Here is a 16,160-nt window from a genome sequence, read left to right as displayed (position 1 = left end):
GACGGCCTCCACAGGCGCCGTCTTGTCGCTGTCCGGGTACGGCACCGCTCGTCCGGGGGCCGGGAGGAGGCCCGACCCCAGGATCCCAGATCGGGTGCCGGTCGTCAGCTCGCGGCGGACCAGGCGGCGACCGCGGCGTCGTAGCGGTCGAGCAGCACGGCGGCGATGCGGTCGTCGGGCAGCAGGGGAGCGGTGACCGCGTCCGCGCCGGCCCCGCCGAGCCTGTCGTGGAAGTGGCCGGGCGCCAGCAGGTAGGCGGCGAGCACCACCCGCCGCGCACCGGCGGCCCGGGCGGCGGCGACCGCCTCGGGCACCGGGGGCTGCGCGGCCGAGCCGTAGCCGGTCGTCACCGGCCCGGTCCAGCGCTCCCGGAGCGCCGCCGCGGTGGCGTCGACGTCGGCGACCGAGCGCGGGTCGCTGGAGCCGGCGGCGGCGAGCACCACGGCCGTGCCCGGGTCGCCCGGGTCGGCGCCGACGGCCCGCAGCCGGTCGTGCAGGACGGCGACCAGCCGCGGGTCGGGGCCCAGCGGGCGGGCGGCGCGGGCCGCGGCGTGCTCGCGCACGGCCCGGGCGATGTCGACGTGCACGTGGTAGCCGCCGGAGAGCAGCAGGGGGACGACGACCGAGGGCCGCCCCTCCTCGGCCAGGTCCGCCACGACGTCGGCCACCGTGGGCGGCTGCACGTCGACGAACGCGGCGGTGGTGACCAGGCCGGGGCGCAGGGTCCGGGCGGCGAGCGCCAGCTCGGCGATCAGCCGCCGGCCGGTGGGGTTGCGGGTGCCGTGCGCGCAGGCGACCAGCACGGGAGCGTCGGTCACGGTGTCCTCAGCCGGCCACCGTCGACCGCGACGGACGTGCCGGTGACGTAGGAGGCGGCGGGGGAGAGCAGGAAGGCCGCCACGCGGCCGAACTCGGCGGGTTCGCCGACCCGGCCCAGCGGGATGCCGGACTCGGCGCAGGCACGGGCGCGCGCCGGGTCGCCGGAGGCGTCCTCGCGCCCGACGACCAGTTCGGTGGCGAACGTGCCCGGCAGCAGCCCGACCACCCGGATCCCGCGGGGGGCCAGCTCGTCGGCCAGCTGCTTGGCGGTCATCGCCAGGCCCGGGCGCAGGCCGTTGGAGACCGCCAGGCCGGGCAGCGGCGAGCGGGCGGAGGTGGAGAGCACGAAGCCGATCGCGGCGCCCTCGCCGAGGTGGGGGACCAGCGTCCGCACCAGCCGGAGCGGGCCGAGCAGCACGCTCTCCACGCCGTCCCGCCAGACCGCCTCGGGGGTCTCCAGCACGGTGCCGGGCTCCGGGCCGCCGACGCTGATGAGCGCACCGTCCACCCGGCCGAGCCGGTCCCGGGCGGCCGCGACCAGCCGCTCGGCCGCGTCGACGGCGGTGAGGTCGGCGGCCAGGCCGTGTGCCGCCGGCGGCCCGCCGAGGGCGGCGACAGCGGCGTCCACGGCGTCGTCGGAGCGCGCGTTCACCAGGACGCGCGCCCCGTCGGCGACGAGGGCCTGGGCGGCCGCGAACCCCAACCCCCGGCTCGCGCCGGTGACCAGGTAGCCGCGGCCGCCCAGGCCCAGGTCCATCCGGGGGATCAGCCGCGCAGCGAGCGCAGCACGTACTGCATGATCCCGCCGTTGCGGTAGTAGTTCGCCTCACCGGGGGTGTCGATGCGGACGACGGCGTCGAACTCGACGTCGCCCGCCCGGACCTTCACCGTGCGCGGGGTGCGCCCCTCGTTGAGCTCGGTGATCCCGGTGATCGTGAACTCCTCGTCCCCGGTCAGGCCCAGCGACTCCCGGTCCTGGCCCTCGGGGAACTGCAGCGGCAGCACGCCCATGCCGATGAGGTTGGAGCGGTGGATCCGCTCGTAGCTCTCGGCGATGACCGCCTTGACGCCCAGCAGCGCCGTCCCCTTGGCCGCCCAGTCGCGCGACGACCCGGAGCCGTACTCCTTGCCGGCCAGGACGACCAGCGGGATGCCCTGCTCCTGATAGGCGACCGAGGCGTCGTAGATGGTCGTCGTCTCACCGGTGAGGTGGTTCTTGGTGACACCACCCTCGGTGCCCGGGACCAGCTGGTTGCGCAGCCGGATGTTGGCGAACGTGCCGCGGATCATGACCTCGTGGTTCCCGCGGCGGGAGCCGTAGGAGTTGAAGTCGCGGCGCTCGACACCGTGCTCCCGCAGGTACGTCCCGGCCGGGCTGTCGGCCTTGATCGAGCCGGCAGGGGAGATGTGGTCGGTGGTCACCGAGTCACCGAGCACCGCCAGCACGCGGGCACCGGAGATGTCCTGCACCGGAGCCGGCTGGGCCGGCATGCCCTCGAAGTACGGGGGCTTGCGGACGTAGGTGCTCTCCGGGTCCCACGAGAAGGTGTCCCCGGTCGGCGTCGGCAGGTTCTGCCACTGCTCGGTGCCGGCGAAGACGTCCGCGTAGCTGCGGCCGAACTGCTCCGCGGAGACGGCCTCGTCGATGACCCGCTGGACCTCCTGCGGCGAGGGCCAGATGTCGCTGAGGTAGACGTCCTGCCCGTCCTTGCCCCTGCCGAGCGGCTCGGTGGTGATGTCGACGTCCATCGAGCCGGCCAGCGCGTAGGCGATGACCAGCGGCGGGCTGGCCAGGTAGTTCATCTTGACGTCGGGGTTGATCCGGCCCTCGAAGTTGCGGTTGCCGGAGAGCACCGAGACGACGGCCAGGTCGGCCTCGTTCACCGCGGCCGACACCGGCTCGGGGAGGGGGCCGGAGTTGCCGATGCAGGTGGTGCAGCCGTAGCCGACCAGGAAGAAGCCCAGCTTCTCGAGGTACGGGGTGAGGTTCGCCTTCTCGTAGTAGTCCGTGACGACCTTCGACCCCGGCGCCAGCGTCGTCTTCACCCAGGGCTTGGTCTGCAGGCCCGCCTCGACGGCCTTCTTGGCCAGCAGCGCGGCGCCGATCATGACCTGCGGGTTGGACGTGTTGGTGCACGAGGTGATCGCAGCGATCACGACGTGGCCGTGGTCGACGAAGGTCTCGGTGCCGTCCTCGAGCACGACCTTGGTCGGCTTCGTCTGCCGGTCGGGCAGCTGCTCGCCGGGCAGGTACGGGTGGGGCCGGCCGTCCTCCCCGGTGTCGTGCGCGAAGGGGCTCACCGGGTCCGAGGCCGGGAAGGACTCGGCGGAGGCCTCGTCGGCCGCGGACACGACGCCGTAGGGCCGCTCGTTGGACGGGACCCCGGGCTTGCGGTCCTCGCCGCCGGTCTCGTCGTCCTTCACGTAGTCGCCCAGCGCGGCGCGGAAGGAGGCCTTGGCGTCGCTGAGCGAGACGCGGTCCTGCGGCCGCTTCGGGCCGGCGATGGACGGGACGACGGTCGCGAGGTCCAGCTCGAGGTACTCGGAGAAGGCCGGCTCACGGGACGGGTCGTGCCAGAGTCCCTGCTCCTTGGCGTAGGCCTCGACCAGCTTGACCTGCTCGTCGCTGCGGCCGGTGAGGCGGAGGTAGCCGATGGTCTCCTCGTCGATGGGGAACATCGCCGCGGTCGATCCGAACTCCGGGCTCATGTTGCCGATCGTGGCGCGGTTGGCCAGCGGCACCGCCGAGACGCCCTCGCCGTAGAACTCGACGAACTTCCCGACTACGCCGTGCTGGCGCAGCATCTCGGTGATGGTCAGCACCAGGTCGGTCGCGGTGGAGCCGTCGGGGAGCTGGCCGGTCAGCTTGAAGCCGACCACCCGCGGGATGAGCATCGAGACCGGCTGACCGAGCATCGCGGCCTCGGCCTCGATGCCGCCGACGCCCCAGCCCAGCACGCCCAGGCCGTTGACCATGGTGGTGTGCGAGTCGGTGCCCACGCAGGTGTCGGGGTAGGCGACGACGCGGTCGCCCTCCTGGCGCGGGAAGACCACGCGGGCCAGGTGCTCGATGTTGACCTGGTGCACGATGCCCATGCCCGGGGGGACGACCTTGAAGTCGTCGAAGGCGCCCTGGCCCCAGCGCAGGAACTGGTAGCGCTCGCCGTTGCGCTGGTACTCGATCTCGACGTTGCGCTCGAACGAGTCCGGGGTGCCGAACACGTCGGCGATCACCGAGTGGTCGATGACCAGCTCGGCGGGCGCCAGCGGGTTGATCTTGCTCGGGTCGCCGCCGATCTCGGCCATGGCCTCGCGCATGGTGGCCAGGTCGACGATGCAGGGGACACCGGTGAAGTCCTGCATGACCACCCGGGCCGGGGTGAACTGGATCTCCTGGTCCGGCTCGGCGTTCGGGTCCCAGTTCGCCAGCGCGCGGATGTGGTCGGCGGTGATGTCCGCGCCGTCCTCGGTGCGCAGCAGGTTCTCGAGGAGCACCTTGAGGCTGAAGGGCAGCCGCTCTGCGCCCTCCACCGCGTCGAGCCGGTAGATGTCGTAGTCGGTGCCGTCGACGCTCAGCGTCGCCCGCGCTCCGAAGCTGTCCTTGCTGGCTGCCACTTCTCTGCGCCTACCCCTCAGCTCGTCCGTCGCGCTGTTTGCCACCCCGCATCATCCCAGGGGCTCGCCACTCCCGCGGAGGTGAGGCGACCCTTTCCTGACCCCGGGGGCGGCCGGCGGTGATCAGGTGGGCTGATCCAACCGGCTCCGAGCTCGCCTCCGGTGGGGAGCCAGGAGCCGGGACGGTGAGCCCAGCTGATCATCGAGGTGGGGCCGGGCTCCTACGGTGGACGCCGTGGACGTCCCCGACTGGCTGACCGGCGCGCGGCGCGTGACCGTCCTCACGGGCGCGGGCGTCTCCACCGACAGCGGCATCCCCGACTACCGCGGGCCGAACGGGGTGTGGACCAGGGACCCCGACGCCGAGAAGCTCGTGACGCTGTCCTACTACGTCGGCGACCCCGACGTCCGCCGTCGGGCCTGGATCATGCGCCGCGACACCGCCCTCGACGCCCGCCCCAACGCCGGGCACCGGGCGCTGGTGGACCTCGAGCGCCACGGCCGGCTGCGCGCGCTGCTCACCCAGAACGTCGACGGGCTGCACCAGGCGGCCGGGTCCTCGCCGGAGCTGGTGCTCGAGCTGCACGGCACGGTGCACGCCGTCGAGTGCCTGGCCTGCGGCGACCGGACGACGATGGCGGAGGCGCTGGCCCGCGTCGCCGCCGGCGAGCCCGACCCGGCCTGCCGCGTCTGCGGCGGCATCCTCAAGTCGGCCACGGTGAGCTTCGGCCAGGCGCTGGACCCGGCGGTGGTCGAGGCCGCGGCGGAGGCGGCGACCGACTGCGACGTCTTCCTCGCCGTCGGCACCTCGCTGAGCGTGCACCCGGCGGCCGGCCTGACCGATCTGGCCGCGCAGTCCGGCGCGCGGGTCGTCGTCGTCAACGCCGAGCCGACCCCCTACGACGTCCTCGCCGACCTGGTCGTGCGCGAGCCGATCGGGACGTCGCTGCCGCGGCTGCTGGCGCCGTGACGGGGGACGAGCCGTTGGGCCGGGTGCCCCCGGGCCCTTCGCACGTGTGACCCTGCTCGCCGTGCACCTGGCGCTGACCGCCGCCTACGCCGGCTTCCGGTGGACGGTGCGGGCGCTGGTCTACCCACAGTTCGCGCTCGTCCCGCCGCCGGTCTTCCCGGCCTACGAGCGCCGCCACCAGGAGCGGGTCACCCGGGTCGTGGGCCCCCTGTTCGCCGGGCAGGGCGTCACGACGGCGTGGCTGCTCGCCGTCCGCCCGGTGGGGACGCCGCTGGTGCCCGTCCTCCTGGGTGCGGCCTGCCTGGCCGTCGTCCTCGGGGCCACCGCGCTGGGCGCCGTTCCGCTGCACCGCCGGCTGGGGGCGGCGTGGGATCCCGCGGCGTACCGACGGCTGCTGCGGGTCGACACCGTCCGCGCGGTCGCGGCCACGGCCGGGACCGCCGCCGCACTGGCCGCGCTGCTCGGCTGAGCCGGGGGACACCGGACCGGGATCGGCCGCTAGCGTGATCCGCACCACGTCGAGCGGCCGGCCGGCTGGTCGGCCCGAGGACCCGGGAGCTCCGATGCGCGTGCCCCTGACCACCCGAGACTTCCTGGACCGCGCCGAGCTGGTCTACGGCGACCGCGTCGGGATCGTCGACGAACCGAACCAGCCCGCGCCGTCGATGGGGGAGGTGACCTACCGGGAGGTCGCCCGCCGCGCCCGCGCCATGCAGGCCGCCCTCGACGGGCTGGGCATCGGCGAGGGTGACCGGGTGGCGGTCGTCAGCCACAACGCCGGGCGGCTCATCGAGCTGTTGCTCGGCGTCCCGTCGTCGGGCCGGATCCTCGTGCCGATCAACTTCCGGCTCTCCCAGGAGGAGGTCAGCTACATCGTCGGCCACTCCGGGGCTCGTGTCCTCTTCGTCGACCCGGAAATGGAGCCGTCGCTCAAGCCCGTCGAGGCCGAGCACCGGTTCACCATCGGCGAGGAGTACGAGCAGCTGCTGCGGTTCGACGTCGAGCCGCGGCCGTGGTCGGAGCCCGACGAGGACGCGACCGCCACGATCAACTACACGAGCGGCACGACGGCGCGGCCCAAGGGCGTGCAGATGACCCACCGCAACGAATGGGTCAACGCGGTCACCTTCGGCATGCACATGCAGGTCAGCGACCGGGACGTCTACCTGCACACGCTGCCCCTGTTCCACTGCAACGGCTGGGGCATGCCGTACGCCCTGGCCGGTCTGGGCGCCCGCCAGGTGGCCCTGCGCAAGGTGGAGGGCGCGGAGATCCTGCGCCGCGTGGAGCAGCACGGCGTGACGTTGATGTGCGGGGCGCCGGCGGTGTGGAACGCCGTCCTGGACGCTGCGGCCGAGTGGCACGGCGAGGTCCCCGGGCGCGATCGAGTGCGCATCGTGGTCGCCGGCGCGCCTCCGCCGTCGCGGACCATCGCCCGCATCGAGCAGGAGCTGGGCTGGGAGTTCAACCAGATCTACGGCCTCACCGAGACCGCCCCACTGGTGACCGTGAACCGGCCGCGTGAGGAGTACGACGCCCTCGAGCCGGAGGAGCGGGCCGTGAAGCTGTCCCGCGCCGGCGTCCCGGCGCTCGGCACCCGGCTGGAGACCAGCGAGTCCGGCGAGGTCCTGGTGCAGAGCAACACGGTGCTGGCCGGCTACTGGAACAACCCGGATGCCACGGCCGAGGCGCTCGAGGGCGGGTGGTTCCACACCGGGGACGGCGGCAGCATCGACGAGGGCGGCTACCTCACCATCTCCGACCGCAAGAAGGACGTGATCATCACCGGCGGCGAGAACGTCTCGTCGATCGAGGTGGAGGACGCCGTCTTCAGCCACCCGGCGGTCGCGGAGGTCGCGGTCATCGGCATCCCGGACGAGAAGTGGGGCGAGCTGGTGACCGCCCTGGTGGTCGTCGCCGAGGGCCACCAGGTCACCGCCGAGGAGATCGTCGCCCACTGCCGGGGCCGGATCGCGGGGTACAAGATCCCCAAGCGCGTGGAGTTCCGGGACGAGCTGGCCCGCACCGCGACCGGCAAGATCCAGAAGTTCAAGCTGCGCGAGGCCTTCTGGTCCGGCTCGGAGCGCCAGGTCCACTGAGCGGGGACCCCCGGCCCCCCGCCACTCGCGAGCTCGCGGCGGCATCCGGCAAGGGGGCCGCCGGCCTCCCCACCCCTCGTAGGCCCCGTCGGGGCCGCGCCTGACACCCCAGTTCCGGCAGCGGCCTCCCCCCATGTGGGGAGTGCCCGTTCAACCCCTTCCTTGATCTTGTCGTTCCCGCACCGGAGTGCGTCTCCGGGGCGCCGGTCGACGAGGTCGTGAGGAAGGTCGGACGTGGGCGGGACGGGCGAGCGGGGGAGCCATCCGAGGCGGTCCGGGTGGCTGGTGCGTGCAGCCGGGACGGCGGTCACGGCCCTGGTCCTGGCCGGCCTGGTGCCGGGCACGGCCGTGGCCGCTCCCGGGGACGACGAGGTGGCCGCCGCGCAGGCCGAGCGCGACGCCGCCGCGGCCCGCGTCGGCGAGATCGGCGCGCAGCTCGCGCAGGCCCAGGAGCTGGTGGACGCCGCCCGCCGGGGCGCGCAGATCGCGCTGCAGGAGTACGAGATCCGGCAGGCCGCGCAGGAGCAGGCGCGCGTCGCGGCCGACGACGCCGCCGCTGCTGCCGAGCGGGCCGCTGCGGAGCTGGGGCGCGGTCGCGACCAGGTGGTCGCCTTCGCGCGGTCGAGCTACATGCAGGGCAGCACGAGCCCGGGTGCGGCCGCCCTGGTCGCCGCCGAGGGGCCGGCCCAGCTGGTGGAGCGCGCCGCGCTGCTCGATGCCGCCGGCGGCCACCGGGTGGACGTCGTCGCCGAGCTGACCGTCCTCGAGCAGCAGGCCGCCGCCGCGGACGACGCGGCGCAGGCCGCGGTGCAGGCAGCCGACGAGGCCGAGGACGCCGCGGCCGGAGCCCTGGTCAGCGCCCAGGAGCAGGAGGTGTCGGCGCGCGCCCAGGCCGCCGAGCTCGCCGACCGGCGCGAGGTGCTGGAGGCCGAGCTGGCCGAGGCGCAGGAGGTCCTCTACGGCGCCCAGGGTGCGGCTGCCGCGGCGGCCGTCGCCGAGGCCGCGGCCGCCGCGGCGCAGGCGCGTCCGCCCGCGTCGAGCACGCCGTCGGCCCCCTCGTCGGCCGGGTCCTCGACGCGGAGCAGCTCGCCCGCGGGCGCGTCCTCCTCCGCCTCGCCCTCGTCGTCCTCCGGCGGCGGGTCCCCGACCGGCACGGACACCACGGCCGGCGAGCCCAGCGGATCGGTGGTGCAGCGCGCGATCGCGGCGGCGAAGAGCCAGCGCGGGCTGCCCTACAGCTGGGGCGGCGGCGACGCCGACGGCCCGACGTGGGGCATCCCGCCGGATACCGACGTCTTCGGGTTCGACTGCTCGGGCCTGACCGAGTACGCCTACGCGCAGGCCGGCGTCCGGATCGGCGGTACCAGCCGCGAGCAGTACTGGCGCTTCCGCGACCGGACGGTGGCCGCCGACGACCTGCAGCCCGGGGACCTCGTGTTCTGGGGCGAGACCGCGGACTACACGTCGATCTACCACGTGGCGCTCTACATCGGCGGCGGCCAGGTCGTCCAGGCGCCGCAGAGCGGGGACGTCGTGCGCATCTCGACGATGTGGTTCGGGAGCGACTACTACGGCGCCGTCCGGCCGACCGCCTGAGGGAGGGCCCGGTCCTCCCCACCCTCGGTGGAAGGACCCCTGCTCCCCGCTACTCGTCGGAGGGGCCCCTGCAGGAGGGCCGGCGGGGCCCTGTAAGGGACCGGCGGGGCCAGGGACGGGGCCGAGACATGGGGCGTCGGGCAGCCACGGGGGGAGCTGCCCGACGCAGCGCTGAGGCTAGCAGTCAGCAAGGGCTGCGGGCAGGTGTGTGCGCGCGACGAGCGCCCCCCGAGCGTCGCTCACCGTGGGTGTCCGGTCGGCTCGCCCGCGTGCGCGCTCAGCTGGCGCCCAGGAACGTGTAGGACACTGGCGGGGACGGGCACGCCGCCCGTCGCCGACCCCGGGAGGTCCTGTCGGACGCGGGGCCGTGGACCGGCACGACCAGGGAGTTCCGTGAGCAGCGCCGCCAGCACCTCGCTCGAGCAGTCCGCCGGGCAGCCGGTCCCGCCGTCGGTCGACGCCGCCCACCTGGAGCGGGTGCTGTTCGAGATCAAGCGGGTGATCGTCGGCCAGGACCGGCTGGTCGAGCGGATGCTCGTCTCCCTGCTGGCCCGGGGACACGTGCTGCTCGAGGGCGTCCCCGGCGTGGCCAAGACCCTCGCCGTCGAGACGCTGGCCACCGTCGTCGGCGGCCGCTTCGCGCGCCTGCAGTTCACCCCCGACCTGGTGCCGGCCGACATCATCGGCACCCGCATCTACAAGGCGGGGCAGGACGCCTTCGACACCGAGCTGGGCCCGGTGTTCGCCAACTTCGTGCTCACCGACGAGATCAACCGCGCGCCGGCCAAGGTGCAGTCGGCGCTGCTGGAGGTCATGGCCGAGCGCCAGGTGTCGATCGGCGGGGTCACCCACCGGCTGCCCGATCCGTTCCTCGTGCTGGCCACCCAGAACCCGATCGAGTCCGAGGGCGTCTACCCGCTGCCCGAGGCCCAGCGCGACCGCTTCCTCATGAAGGTGCTCGTCGACTACCCGAGCCCGGAGGAGGAGCGCGAGATCATCTACCGGATGGGCTCGAACCCGCCGGTGCCCGAGACCGTCCTCGGCCCCGAGGACCTCGTCCGCATGCAGCGCACCGCCTCGCAGGTGTTCGTGCACCACGCCCTGGTCGACTACGTCGTCCGGCTGGTGGTCGCCACCCGCGCGCCGCGCGACCACGGCATGGAGGACGTCGCGCAGTGGGTCTCCTACGGCGCCAGCCCGCGCGCCTCGCTCGGCCTGATCGCCGCCAGCCGCGCGCTGGCGCTGGTCCGCGGCCGCGACTACGTGCTGCCGCAGGACGTCCTCGACGTCACCGCCGACGTGCTGCGCCACCGGCTGGTGCTCTCCTACGACGCGCTGGCCGACGGCGTGCCCGCCGACCACGTGGTCAAGCGGATCCTGCAGACCGTGCCGCTGCCGCAGGTGGCCCCGCGCCAGCGCTCCGGCGGCTTCGGCCCGGGCACCCCCGGTGGCCCCGCGGTGCCGACCGCGCCGCCGTTCGGCGCGCCGCAGTTCGGCCCGCCCGGACCGCAGTACGGCCAGCCGGGGCAGCCCTACCACGGTCCCGTGCCGCCGACCGGGCCCTTCGGCGCTCCGGGGCAGCCGGTCGCGGGTCAGCCCGGCACGGCTCCGCAGGGCGGCCCGGACCACTCCGCCAACGGCGCCGAGCGCGGGTCCTCGCCGGCGTGATCCTGCGTCGCCGGTCCGGCGGCGCCGTGACTCCGGAACAGGCCCCGGAGCAGGCCGGCCCTCCGCCTACCCCGGGGTCCGGCATCGACCCGGGGACGGGAGACCACGCCCACGGGTCCGGCGGGGCGCCGCCGCACTTCGCCGAGGGTCCGGCCGACGTCCTGCTGCAGCGCCTGGAGCTGACCGTCCGGCGCCGGCTCGACGGGCTGCTGCAGGGCGACCACCTGGGCCTGGTGCCGGGCTCGGGCACCGAGGCCGGCGACTCCCGCACCTACCACCCGGGGGACGACGTCCGGCGGATGGACTGGCCGGTGACCGCGCGCACGCAGGTCCCGCACGTCCGCGAGACGATCGCCGACCGCGAGCTGGAGACCTGGGCGGTGGTCGACCTCTCGGCCAGCCTGGACTTCGGCACCGCCAACTGCACCAAGCGCGACCTGGCCGTCGCCGGGCTCGCCGCGGTCAGCCACCTCACCGTCCGCGGCGGCAACCGGCTGGGCGCCGTCGTCACCACCGGCGAGCGCGTCGACCGCTACCCGGCCACCGCCGGGCGGCTGGCCGCCGACCGGCTGCTGCGCGCCGTCGTCGCGACGCCGCGAGCCGCCGGTGGGCGCCGGGGCGACCTCGCCGCCGCGCTGGAGTCGCTGCGCCGTCCGCCGCGCCGCCGCGGCCTGGTGGTCGTCGTCTCGGACTTCCTGGGCTCCGACGCCCTGAGCGAGCCCGACTGGGAGCGCCCGCTGCGCGGCCTGGGGGCCCGGCACGAGCTGCTGGCCATCGAGGTCGTCGACCCACGCGAGCTCGAGCTGCCCGACGTCGGCCTGCTCACCGTCGTCGACCCGGAGAGCGGCCAGACCCTCGAGGTGCCCACGGGCGACGCCGGGTTCCGAGCCCGGTTCGCCGAGGGGGCGGCGGCCCAGCGGCGGGCGATCGCCGCGGCGCTGCGCCGCGCCGGCGCCGGGCACCTGCAACTGCGCACGGACCGCGACTGGCTGATGGACGTCGTGAGGTTCGTCGCCGACCGCCGGCGCGCCGGCAGCGGAGGAGCCTCCCGATGAGCTTCCAGGCCCCGTGGTGGCTGCTCGGCCTGCTGGCCGTCGTCGCGCTGGTGGCGCTGTACGTGGTGCTGCAGCTGCGTCGCCAGGCCTACGCCGCGCGGTTCACCAACGTCGCGCTGCTGGGGACCCTGGTGCCCAAGCGCCCCGGCTGGCGGCGGCACCTGGCCTTCGGGCTCGTGGCTCTCGGGCTGGCCGCGCTGATCGTGTCCCTGGCGGTACCGAGCACCGAGGTGCGGGTGCCGCGGGAACGGGCGACGGTGGTCATGGCCGTCGACGTCTCGCTGTCGATGCAGGCGACCGACATCGAGCCCAGCCGGTTCGAGGCGATGCAGGTGGCCGCCAAGCAGTTCGTCGACGTGCTGCCCGAGCGGATCAACCTCGGGCTGGTGTCCTTCGCCGGCACCGCGACCACGGTGGTGACCCCGACGACCGACCGCGGTCAGGTGCGTACCGCGATCGACAACCTCGAGCTGGCCGAGTCCACCGCCATCGGGGAGGCGGTGTTCACCTCGCTGACCGCGATCGAGAACTTCCAGTCGTCGCTGGACGCCGACGAGGAGGAGGTGCCGCCGGCGCGGATCGTGCTGCTGTCCGACGGCTACAACACCGTGGGCCGCCCCGACACCCAGGCGATCGACGCGGCACTGGACGTCGGCATCCCGGTCTCGACCATCGCGTTCGGCACCGACTACGGCACCCTCGACCTCGACGGCGAGCGGGTGCCGGTGCCGGTGGACCGGGCGACGCTCGAGGAGATCGCCGACGCCACGGGCGGCAGCTACAGCGAGGCGGCCAGCGCCGCGGAGCTCGAGCAGGTCTACCAGGACCTCGGCAGCCAGATCGGCTACACGACCGAACCCCGCGACGTCAGCTACTGGTTCGTCCGCGGCGGGGTGCTGTTCGCACTGCTCGGCGTCGTCCTCAGCCTGCTCTGGACCAACCGCCTGCTCTGAGGACCCCTCTGCAGGGGCCCTCAGACGGTGAAGCCGTGCTGGCGTCGCACCAGCTTCTTCACCATGAACAGCGTCTGCAGCACCGTGATCAGGTACAGCACCGGCCAACCGATGGACAGGATCGCCGACTGGATGCCGATGGACTGCTGGCTCCAGGCGAAGATCAGGACGACGAACGCGGCCACCGCGCACACCGCCGGCATCACGTAGGCCGAACCGCGCCCGCGCTCGGCGGCCGCCTGCGCCGCCCAGTTGTCCTTCTCCACCCGGGCGAAGAACTGGGCCCAGGCGGTCACGAAGTGCCCCATCCGGATCCACATGTAGAGCTCGGCCGGTGCCACCAGGAGCGCGTAGAAGATGTCCGACGCGCTCTTGTCGTGCATCGACGCGGCGATGCGCAGGTTCAGCAGGGTGGCCACCGCCGGCGGGATCAGCCAGACCGGGTTGAACACGAAGGCGTCGATCGACAGCGCCGCGGCCAGCAGCAGCAGGAACGCCATCCGGGTGGAGATGTTGAACAGCATCGAGACGTTCTCGTACCAGCGCAGCCGCAGGTTCGGGTGCAGCGGCTGGCCCTTGTTGTCCCCGCGCTGGCCGGGCCAGAGCAGGTCGATGCCACCGAAGTTCCACTTGACCTGCTGCCCGTGCAGCGCCCGGAGGGTGGTCATCGGGCCGACGAAGGCGCGGGCTCGGGCGCTGATCTTCGTGCTGAAGCCGGCGTCCTTGATCTGCAGCGAGAGCTTGGAGTCCTCCACCTCCGAGTCGCGCACCCACGGCGCGGACTGGTGGTTGCGGTACATGACCGTCTCCAGCGCGCGGACGCTGAAGAGGCTGCACTGCCCGCCGAGCACGGCCATGTTGCGGCCGCGGACGAGGTTGTCCATGTTGAACCCGGCGAACTGGGCCCGCTGGCCGGCCACGAGGAACCGCGCCATGGCACCGTGCACCTTGGACTTGTCGAAGGTGTAGACGGCCGAGAGCCCGCCGATCCGCGGGTCGGTGACCATCTCCTTCTCCAGCCACTCCACGCAGCGCCGGTCGAGCGTGGTGTCGCCGTCCACGCCGAGGATGTAGTCGTAGCCCCGGCTCACGTAGTAGCCGAAGTTGAGCGCACCGACCTTCTTGTCGGGGTTCTCACCGATGTCGTGCACGTACACGACGGTGTGGAAGGCCTCGCCCTTGACCACCCGCACGTGCTCGCCGGCGAACTGCCCGGCGATCTCGGCAGTGTCGTCGTCGGTGTTGTTGATGACCACGTGGACCGCGTCCGGGGGGCGGGTCTGCGCCAGCAGGGAGGTGAGGACGTCGGCGATCGTCCCCTCCTCGTTGTACGCCGGGATGATGCAGCTGATGGTGGCGTGCCGCCGCTCGTCGCCGGTGGACCGACCACCGAACTCGGCGGGTACCAGCGAGCTGACGTCGGGGACCTCCTGCGCGCCGCGCGCGAGGAGCTGGACGCGGTCGGTCGCCCGACGCATCCCGTGCAGGACGACCTGGGTCACTGGGACGCCTCCTGGAGGAGCGGGAGCTCGATGCCGTCGAGGACGGTCTGACGGAAGTAGCGCTGCGAACCCGGCTCGGTCTCGACGAGCAGCTCGAGCTGGACGGAGAGGCTGACCTCGGTGGCGTCGGCCGCCGACGGGGTCAGGATCAGCGCAGTGCCGTAGCTGAACGGCGGGGTGAGGACGAACTCGCCGCGGTCCTCGGCGACCACGGTGCGGCTGGTGCCGTCGTCGCTGGTGGCCACGAACCGGGTGACCAGGACGGTCTGGTCGGGGGGCCCGCCCTCCAGGTGCGCCGACAGCTGGACCGTCTTGCTGCCCGCCGCGGTCCACTCGGTGGCGGTCTCCGCGGTCCAGTAGTCGATGACCACGGTGCGGTCGCCGGCCGGCAGGACGTGGGTCACCGAGCCGGTGTCGAGGTCGCCGGCCGGACGGCCCGGCGTCGCGTCGGCGACGAGCTCGGCGACCGGAGCGTCCGGCTGGGCCGCCGTCGAGGCCGCGGAGCCGGTCTCCGCCGCGATCCCGGGGCTCATGCTCACGTCGGGCCACGAGCACCCGGTGAGACCGGCGAGGACGGCGACGGACAGCCCGGTCGCGGCCACGCCCGTACGGGCCCTGGTTCTGGTCATGCGTTCCCCCTGTGTGCGACGCCGGCCGCTCCGGCCGGTGACGGTCCGCACGACGGAGGTGAGGTGGACGCCGTCCCCCGGCTGCGACCGAGACCGACCGTAGGAGCCGGCCCCCGGTCGTGGGAGGCGCTCCACCCCGATCGAGGGGGGAGGTCAGTCCGGTGGGTGAGACGGGGGTCACCGGACGGCGCGGGGAGCGCCGGCGGCGCTCCCCGCGGGAGTCAGCGGGAGGGGTCGAGGACGAGCTTGCCGGTGGTGCGGCGGGCCAGCAGGTCCTGGTGCGCCTCGCGGACGGCGCTCAGCGGGTAGCGGCCGCCGACGACCGGGCGCAGCACGCCGTCCGCGACCAGGGGCAGCAGCTCGGTCATCGCGTCGTCGAGCATCGAGGGCCGGGCCATGCAGTGCGCCAACCAGAAGCCGATCACCGCGCGGCTCCTCTGCAGGAGCATCCCCGGCGGGACGGCGGCGGTCTCCTGGCGGGCGGCCATCCCGTAGGTCACCAGCCGGCCGAACGGGGCCAGCGCGGACAGCGAGCCGGCGAGACGTTGCCGCCGGTCATCTCCAGGACGACGTCGACCGGGCGGCCGCCGTTGGCCTCGCGCAGCGCGGCGGTGAAGGCCTTGGGGTCGTCGTCGGCCAGGGCCGGGTCGACGGAGGCGTCGGCGCCGAGCTCCTCGGTGAGCGCGCGCTTCTCCGGGCTGGACGCGGTGGCGATCACCCGGCCGGCGCCCCAGCGGCGGGCCAGCTGCACGGCCAGCGACCCCACGCCGCCGGCACCGGCGATGACGACGACGGTCTCCCCGGCGGCCAGGTGCGCGCTGGTGCGCAGCAGGTGCCAGGCGGTGGTGCCCTGCAGGACGACCGCCAGGGCCTGCTCGTCGGGAACGCCGTCGGGCACCTGCCAGGTCAGCCGCGGGTGGGCGACGACCTTCTCCGCGTAGCCGCCACCGTCGAGCAGGCCGACCACCCGCGGGCCGCCACCGGCCGGCGTCCCCACGAACTCCGCGCCGGGCACCAGCGGCAGCTGCTGGGCGGCGAGGTAGCTGTTCTCGATCTGGTGCGTGTCGGCGTAGTTGACGCCGGCGGTGGAGACGTCGAACAGCTGCTGGCCCTCGCCCGGCGTGGGCTCGGGCAGGTCGACGACGTCGAGGACCTCGGGGCCGCCGAAGCGGGTGATCTGCACGGCTCGCACGCGGTGAGGCTAGAGGGCGTGGCACCGCCTCCCCGTCGGGCCCCGGAGGACGGCTGAGGCGG

Annotated in this window: 14 protein-coding genes and 1 riboswitch; of the genes, 7 read left to right on the top strand and 7 right to left on the bottom strand. The window is 74.1% G+C overall.

Annotated features, from left to right (window positions below; genetic code table 11):
- Positions 1–11: 11 nt before the first annotated feature.
- Positions 12–76, bottom strand: a riboswitch (guanidine-III (ykkC-III) riboswitch).
- 28 nt (positions 77–104) lie between these two features.
- The 3 genes from ACU610_RS10645 to ACU610_RS10635 are packed head-to-tail and all read right to left on the bottom strand — an operon-like array spanning position 105 to position 4,434.
- Positions 105–818, bottom strand: a complete 714-nt coding sequence (locus ACU610_RS10645) for a sirohydrochlorin chelatase (protein WP_446767681.1) — start codon at positions 816–818, stop codon at positions 105–107.
- Entirely contained in the window at positions 815–1,576 is a 762-nt protein-coding gene (locus tag ACU610_RS10640) for an SDR family oxidoreductase (RefSeq protein ID WP_446767680.1), read from the bottom strand. The genes ACU610_RS10645 and ACU610_RS10640 overlap by 4 nt, the downstream gene beginning before the upstream one ends.
- Positions 1,577–1,584: 8 nt before the next feature.
- Positions 1,585–4,434: an aconitate hydratase gene (locus ACU610_RS10635; RefSeq protein WP_446767679.1), complete on the bottom strand. Its 2,850-nt coding sequence runs from the start codon at positions 4,432–4,434 to the stop codon at positions 1,585–1,587.
- A 235-nt stretch (positions 4,435–4,669) separates the two neighbouring features.
- Here ACU610_RS10635 and ACU610_RS10630 point away from each other — a divergent pair, with 235 nt between their 5' ends.
- The 7 genes from ACU610_RS10630 (at position 4,670) to ACU610_RS10600 (ending at position 12,775) form a co-directional block, all read left to right on the top strand.
- Complete coding sequence (locus tag ACU610_RS10630; RefSeq protein WP_446767678.1) at positions 4,670–5,404, top strand: SIR2 family NAD-dependent protein deacylase; 735 nt, start codon at positions 4,670–4,672, stop codon at positions 5,402–5,404.
- Between the two features lie 46 nt (positions 5,405–5,450).
- Positions 5,451–5,873 (top strand): DUF1772 domain-containing protein, encoded by a 423-nt coding sequence (locus ACU610_RS10625; protein WP_446767677.1) that lies wholly within the window; start codon positions 5,451–5,453, stop codon positions 5,871–5,873.
- 94 nt (positions 5,874–5,967) lie between these two features.
- Positions 5,968–7,503, top strand: a complete 1,536-nt coding sequence (locus ACU610_RS10620; RefSeq protein ID WP_446767676.1) for a long-chain-fatty-acid--CoA ligase — start codon at positions 5,968–5,970, stop codon at positions 7,501–7,503.
- A 285-nt stretch (positions 7,504–7,788) separates the two neighbouring features.
- Positions 7,789–9,099, top strand: coding sequence for an NlpC/P60 family protein (locus ACU610_RS10615; RefSeq protein ID WP_446767675.1), 1,311 nt, complete (start codon positions 7,789–7,791; stop codon positions 9,097–9,099).
- A 393-nt stretch (positions 9,100–9,492) separates the two neighbouring features.
- Positions 9,493–10,767, top strand: a complete 1,275-nt coding sequence (locus tag ACU610_RS10610; protein ID WP_446767674.1) for an AAA family ATPase — start codon at positions 9,493–9,495, stop codon at positions 10,765–10,767.
- Between the two features lie 26 nt (positions 10,768–10,793).
- Positions 10,794–11,822: a DUF58 domain-containing protein gene (locus tag ACU610_RS10605; RefSeq protein ID WP_446767673.1), complete on the top strand. Its 1,029-nt coding sequence runs from the start codon at positions 10,794–10,796 to the stop codon at positions 11,820–11,822.
- A complete protein-coding gene (locus ACU610_RS10600; RefSeq protein WP_446767672.1) occupies positions 11,819–12,775 on the top strand; it encodes a VWA domain-containing protein in 957 nt (318 codons plus the stop codon). Before ACU610_RS10605 ends, ACU610_RS10600 begins: the two co-directional genes overlap by 4 nt.
- Positions 12,776–12,795: 20 nt before the next feature.
- Here the strand turns inward: ACU610_RS10600 and ACU610_RS10595 are convergent, their stop codons facing one another.
- The 4 genes from ACU610_RS10595 to ACU610_RS10580 all read right to left on the bottom strand — a co-directional run bounded on the left by ACU610_RS10595 (position 12,796) and on the right by ACU610_RS10580 (position 16,098).
- On the bottom strand, positions 12,796–14,277 hold the full coding sequence (locus tag ACU610_RS10595; protein WP_446767671.1) for a glycosyltransferase family 2 protein: 1,482 nt from the start codon (positions 14,275–14,277) through the stop codon (positions 12,796–12,798).
- Positions 14,274–14,906 (bottom strand): hypothetical protein, encoded by a 633-nt coding sequence (locus tag ACU610_RS10590; RefSeq protein ID WP_446767670.1) that lies wholly within the window; start codon positions 14,904–14,906, stop codon positions 14,274–14,276. The genes ACU610_RS10595 and ACU610_RS10590 overlap by 4 nt, the downstream gene beginning before the upstream one ends.
- 221 nt (positions 14,907–15,127) lie before the next feature.
- Positions 15,128–15,406 carry a zinc-binding dehydrogenase gene (locus tag ACU610_RS10585; protein WP_446767669.1) on the bottom strand — a complete coding sequence of 93 codons (279 nt, stop codon included), beginning with the start codon at positions 15,404–15,406 and terminating at the stop codon, positions 15,128–15,130.
- A complete protein-coding gene (locus ACU610_RS10580; protein ID WP_446767668.1) occupies positions 15,403–16,098 on the bottom strand; it encodes a quinone oxidoreductase family protein in 696 nt (231 codons plus the stop codon). The genes ACU610_RS10585 and ACU610_RS10580 overlap by 4 nt, the downstream gene beginning before the upstream one ends.
- Positions 16,099–16,160: the final 62 nt, after the last annotated feature.

The sequence above is a fragment of the Geodermatophilus sp. URMC 61 genome, from assembly GCF_052931555.1.
Note: the sequence above shows the minus strand (reverse complement) of the source record. Positions and strands in the feature narration are given on the sequence as shown.

Bases quoted from the DNA above. Each gene is read 5' to 3' on its own strand.
- ACU610_RS10620 (WP_446767676.1), top strand. From the start codon at position 5,968: ATGCGCGTGCCCCTGACCACCCGAGACTTCCTGGACCGCGCCGAGCTG.
- ACU610_RS10600 (WP_446767672.1), top strand. From the start codon at position 11,819: ATGAGCTTCCAGGCCCCGTGGTGGCTGCTCGGCCTGCTGGCCGTCGTC.
- ACU610_RS10590 (WP_446767670.1), bottom strand. From the start codon at position 14,906: ATGACCAGAACCAGGGCCCGTACGGGCGTGGCCGCGACCGGGCTGTCC.
- ACU610_RS10640 (WP_446767680.1), bottom strand. From the start codon at position 1,576: ATGGACCTGGGCCTGGGCGGCCGCGGCTACCTGGTCACCGGCGCGAGC.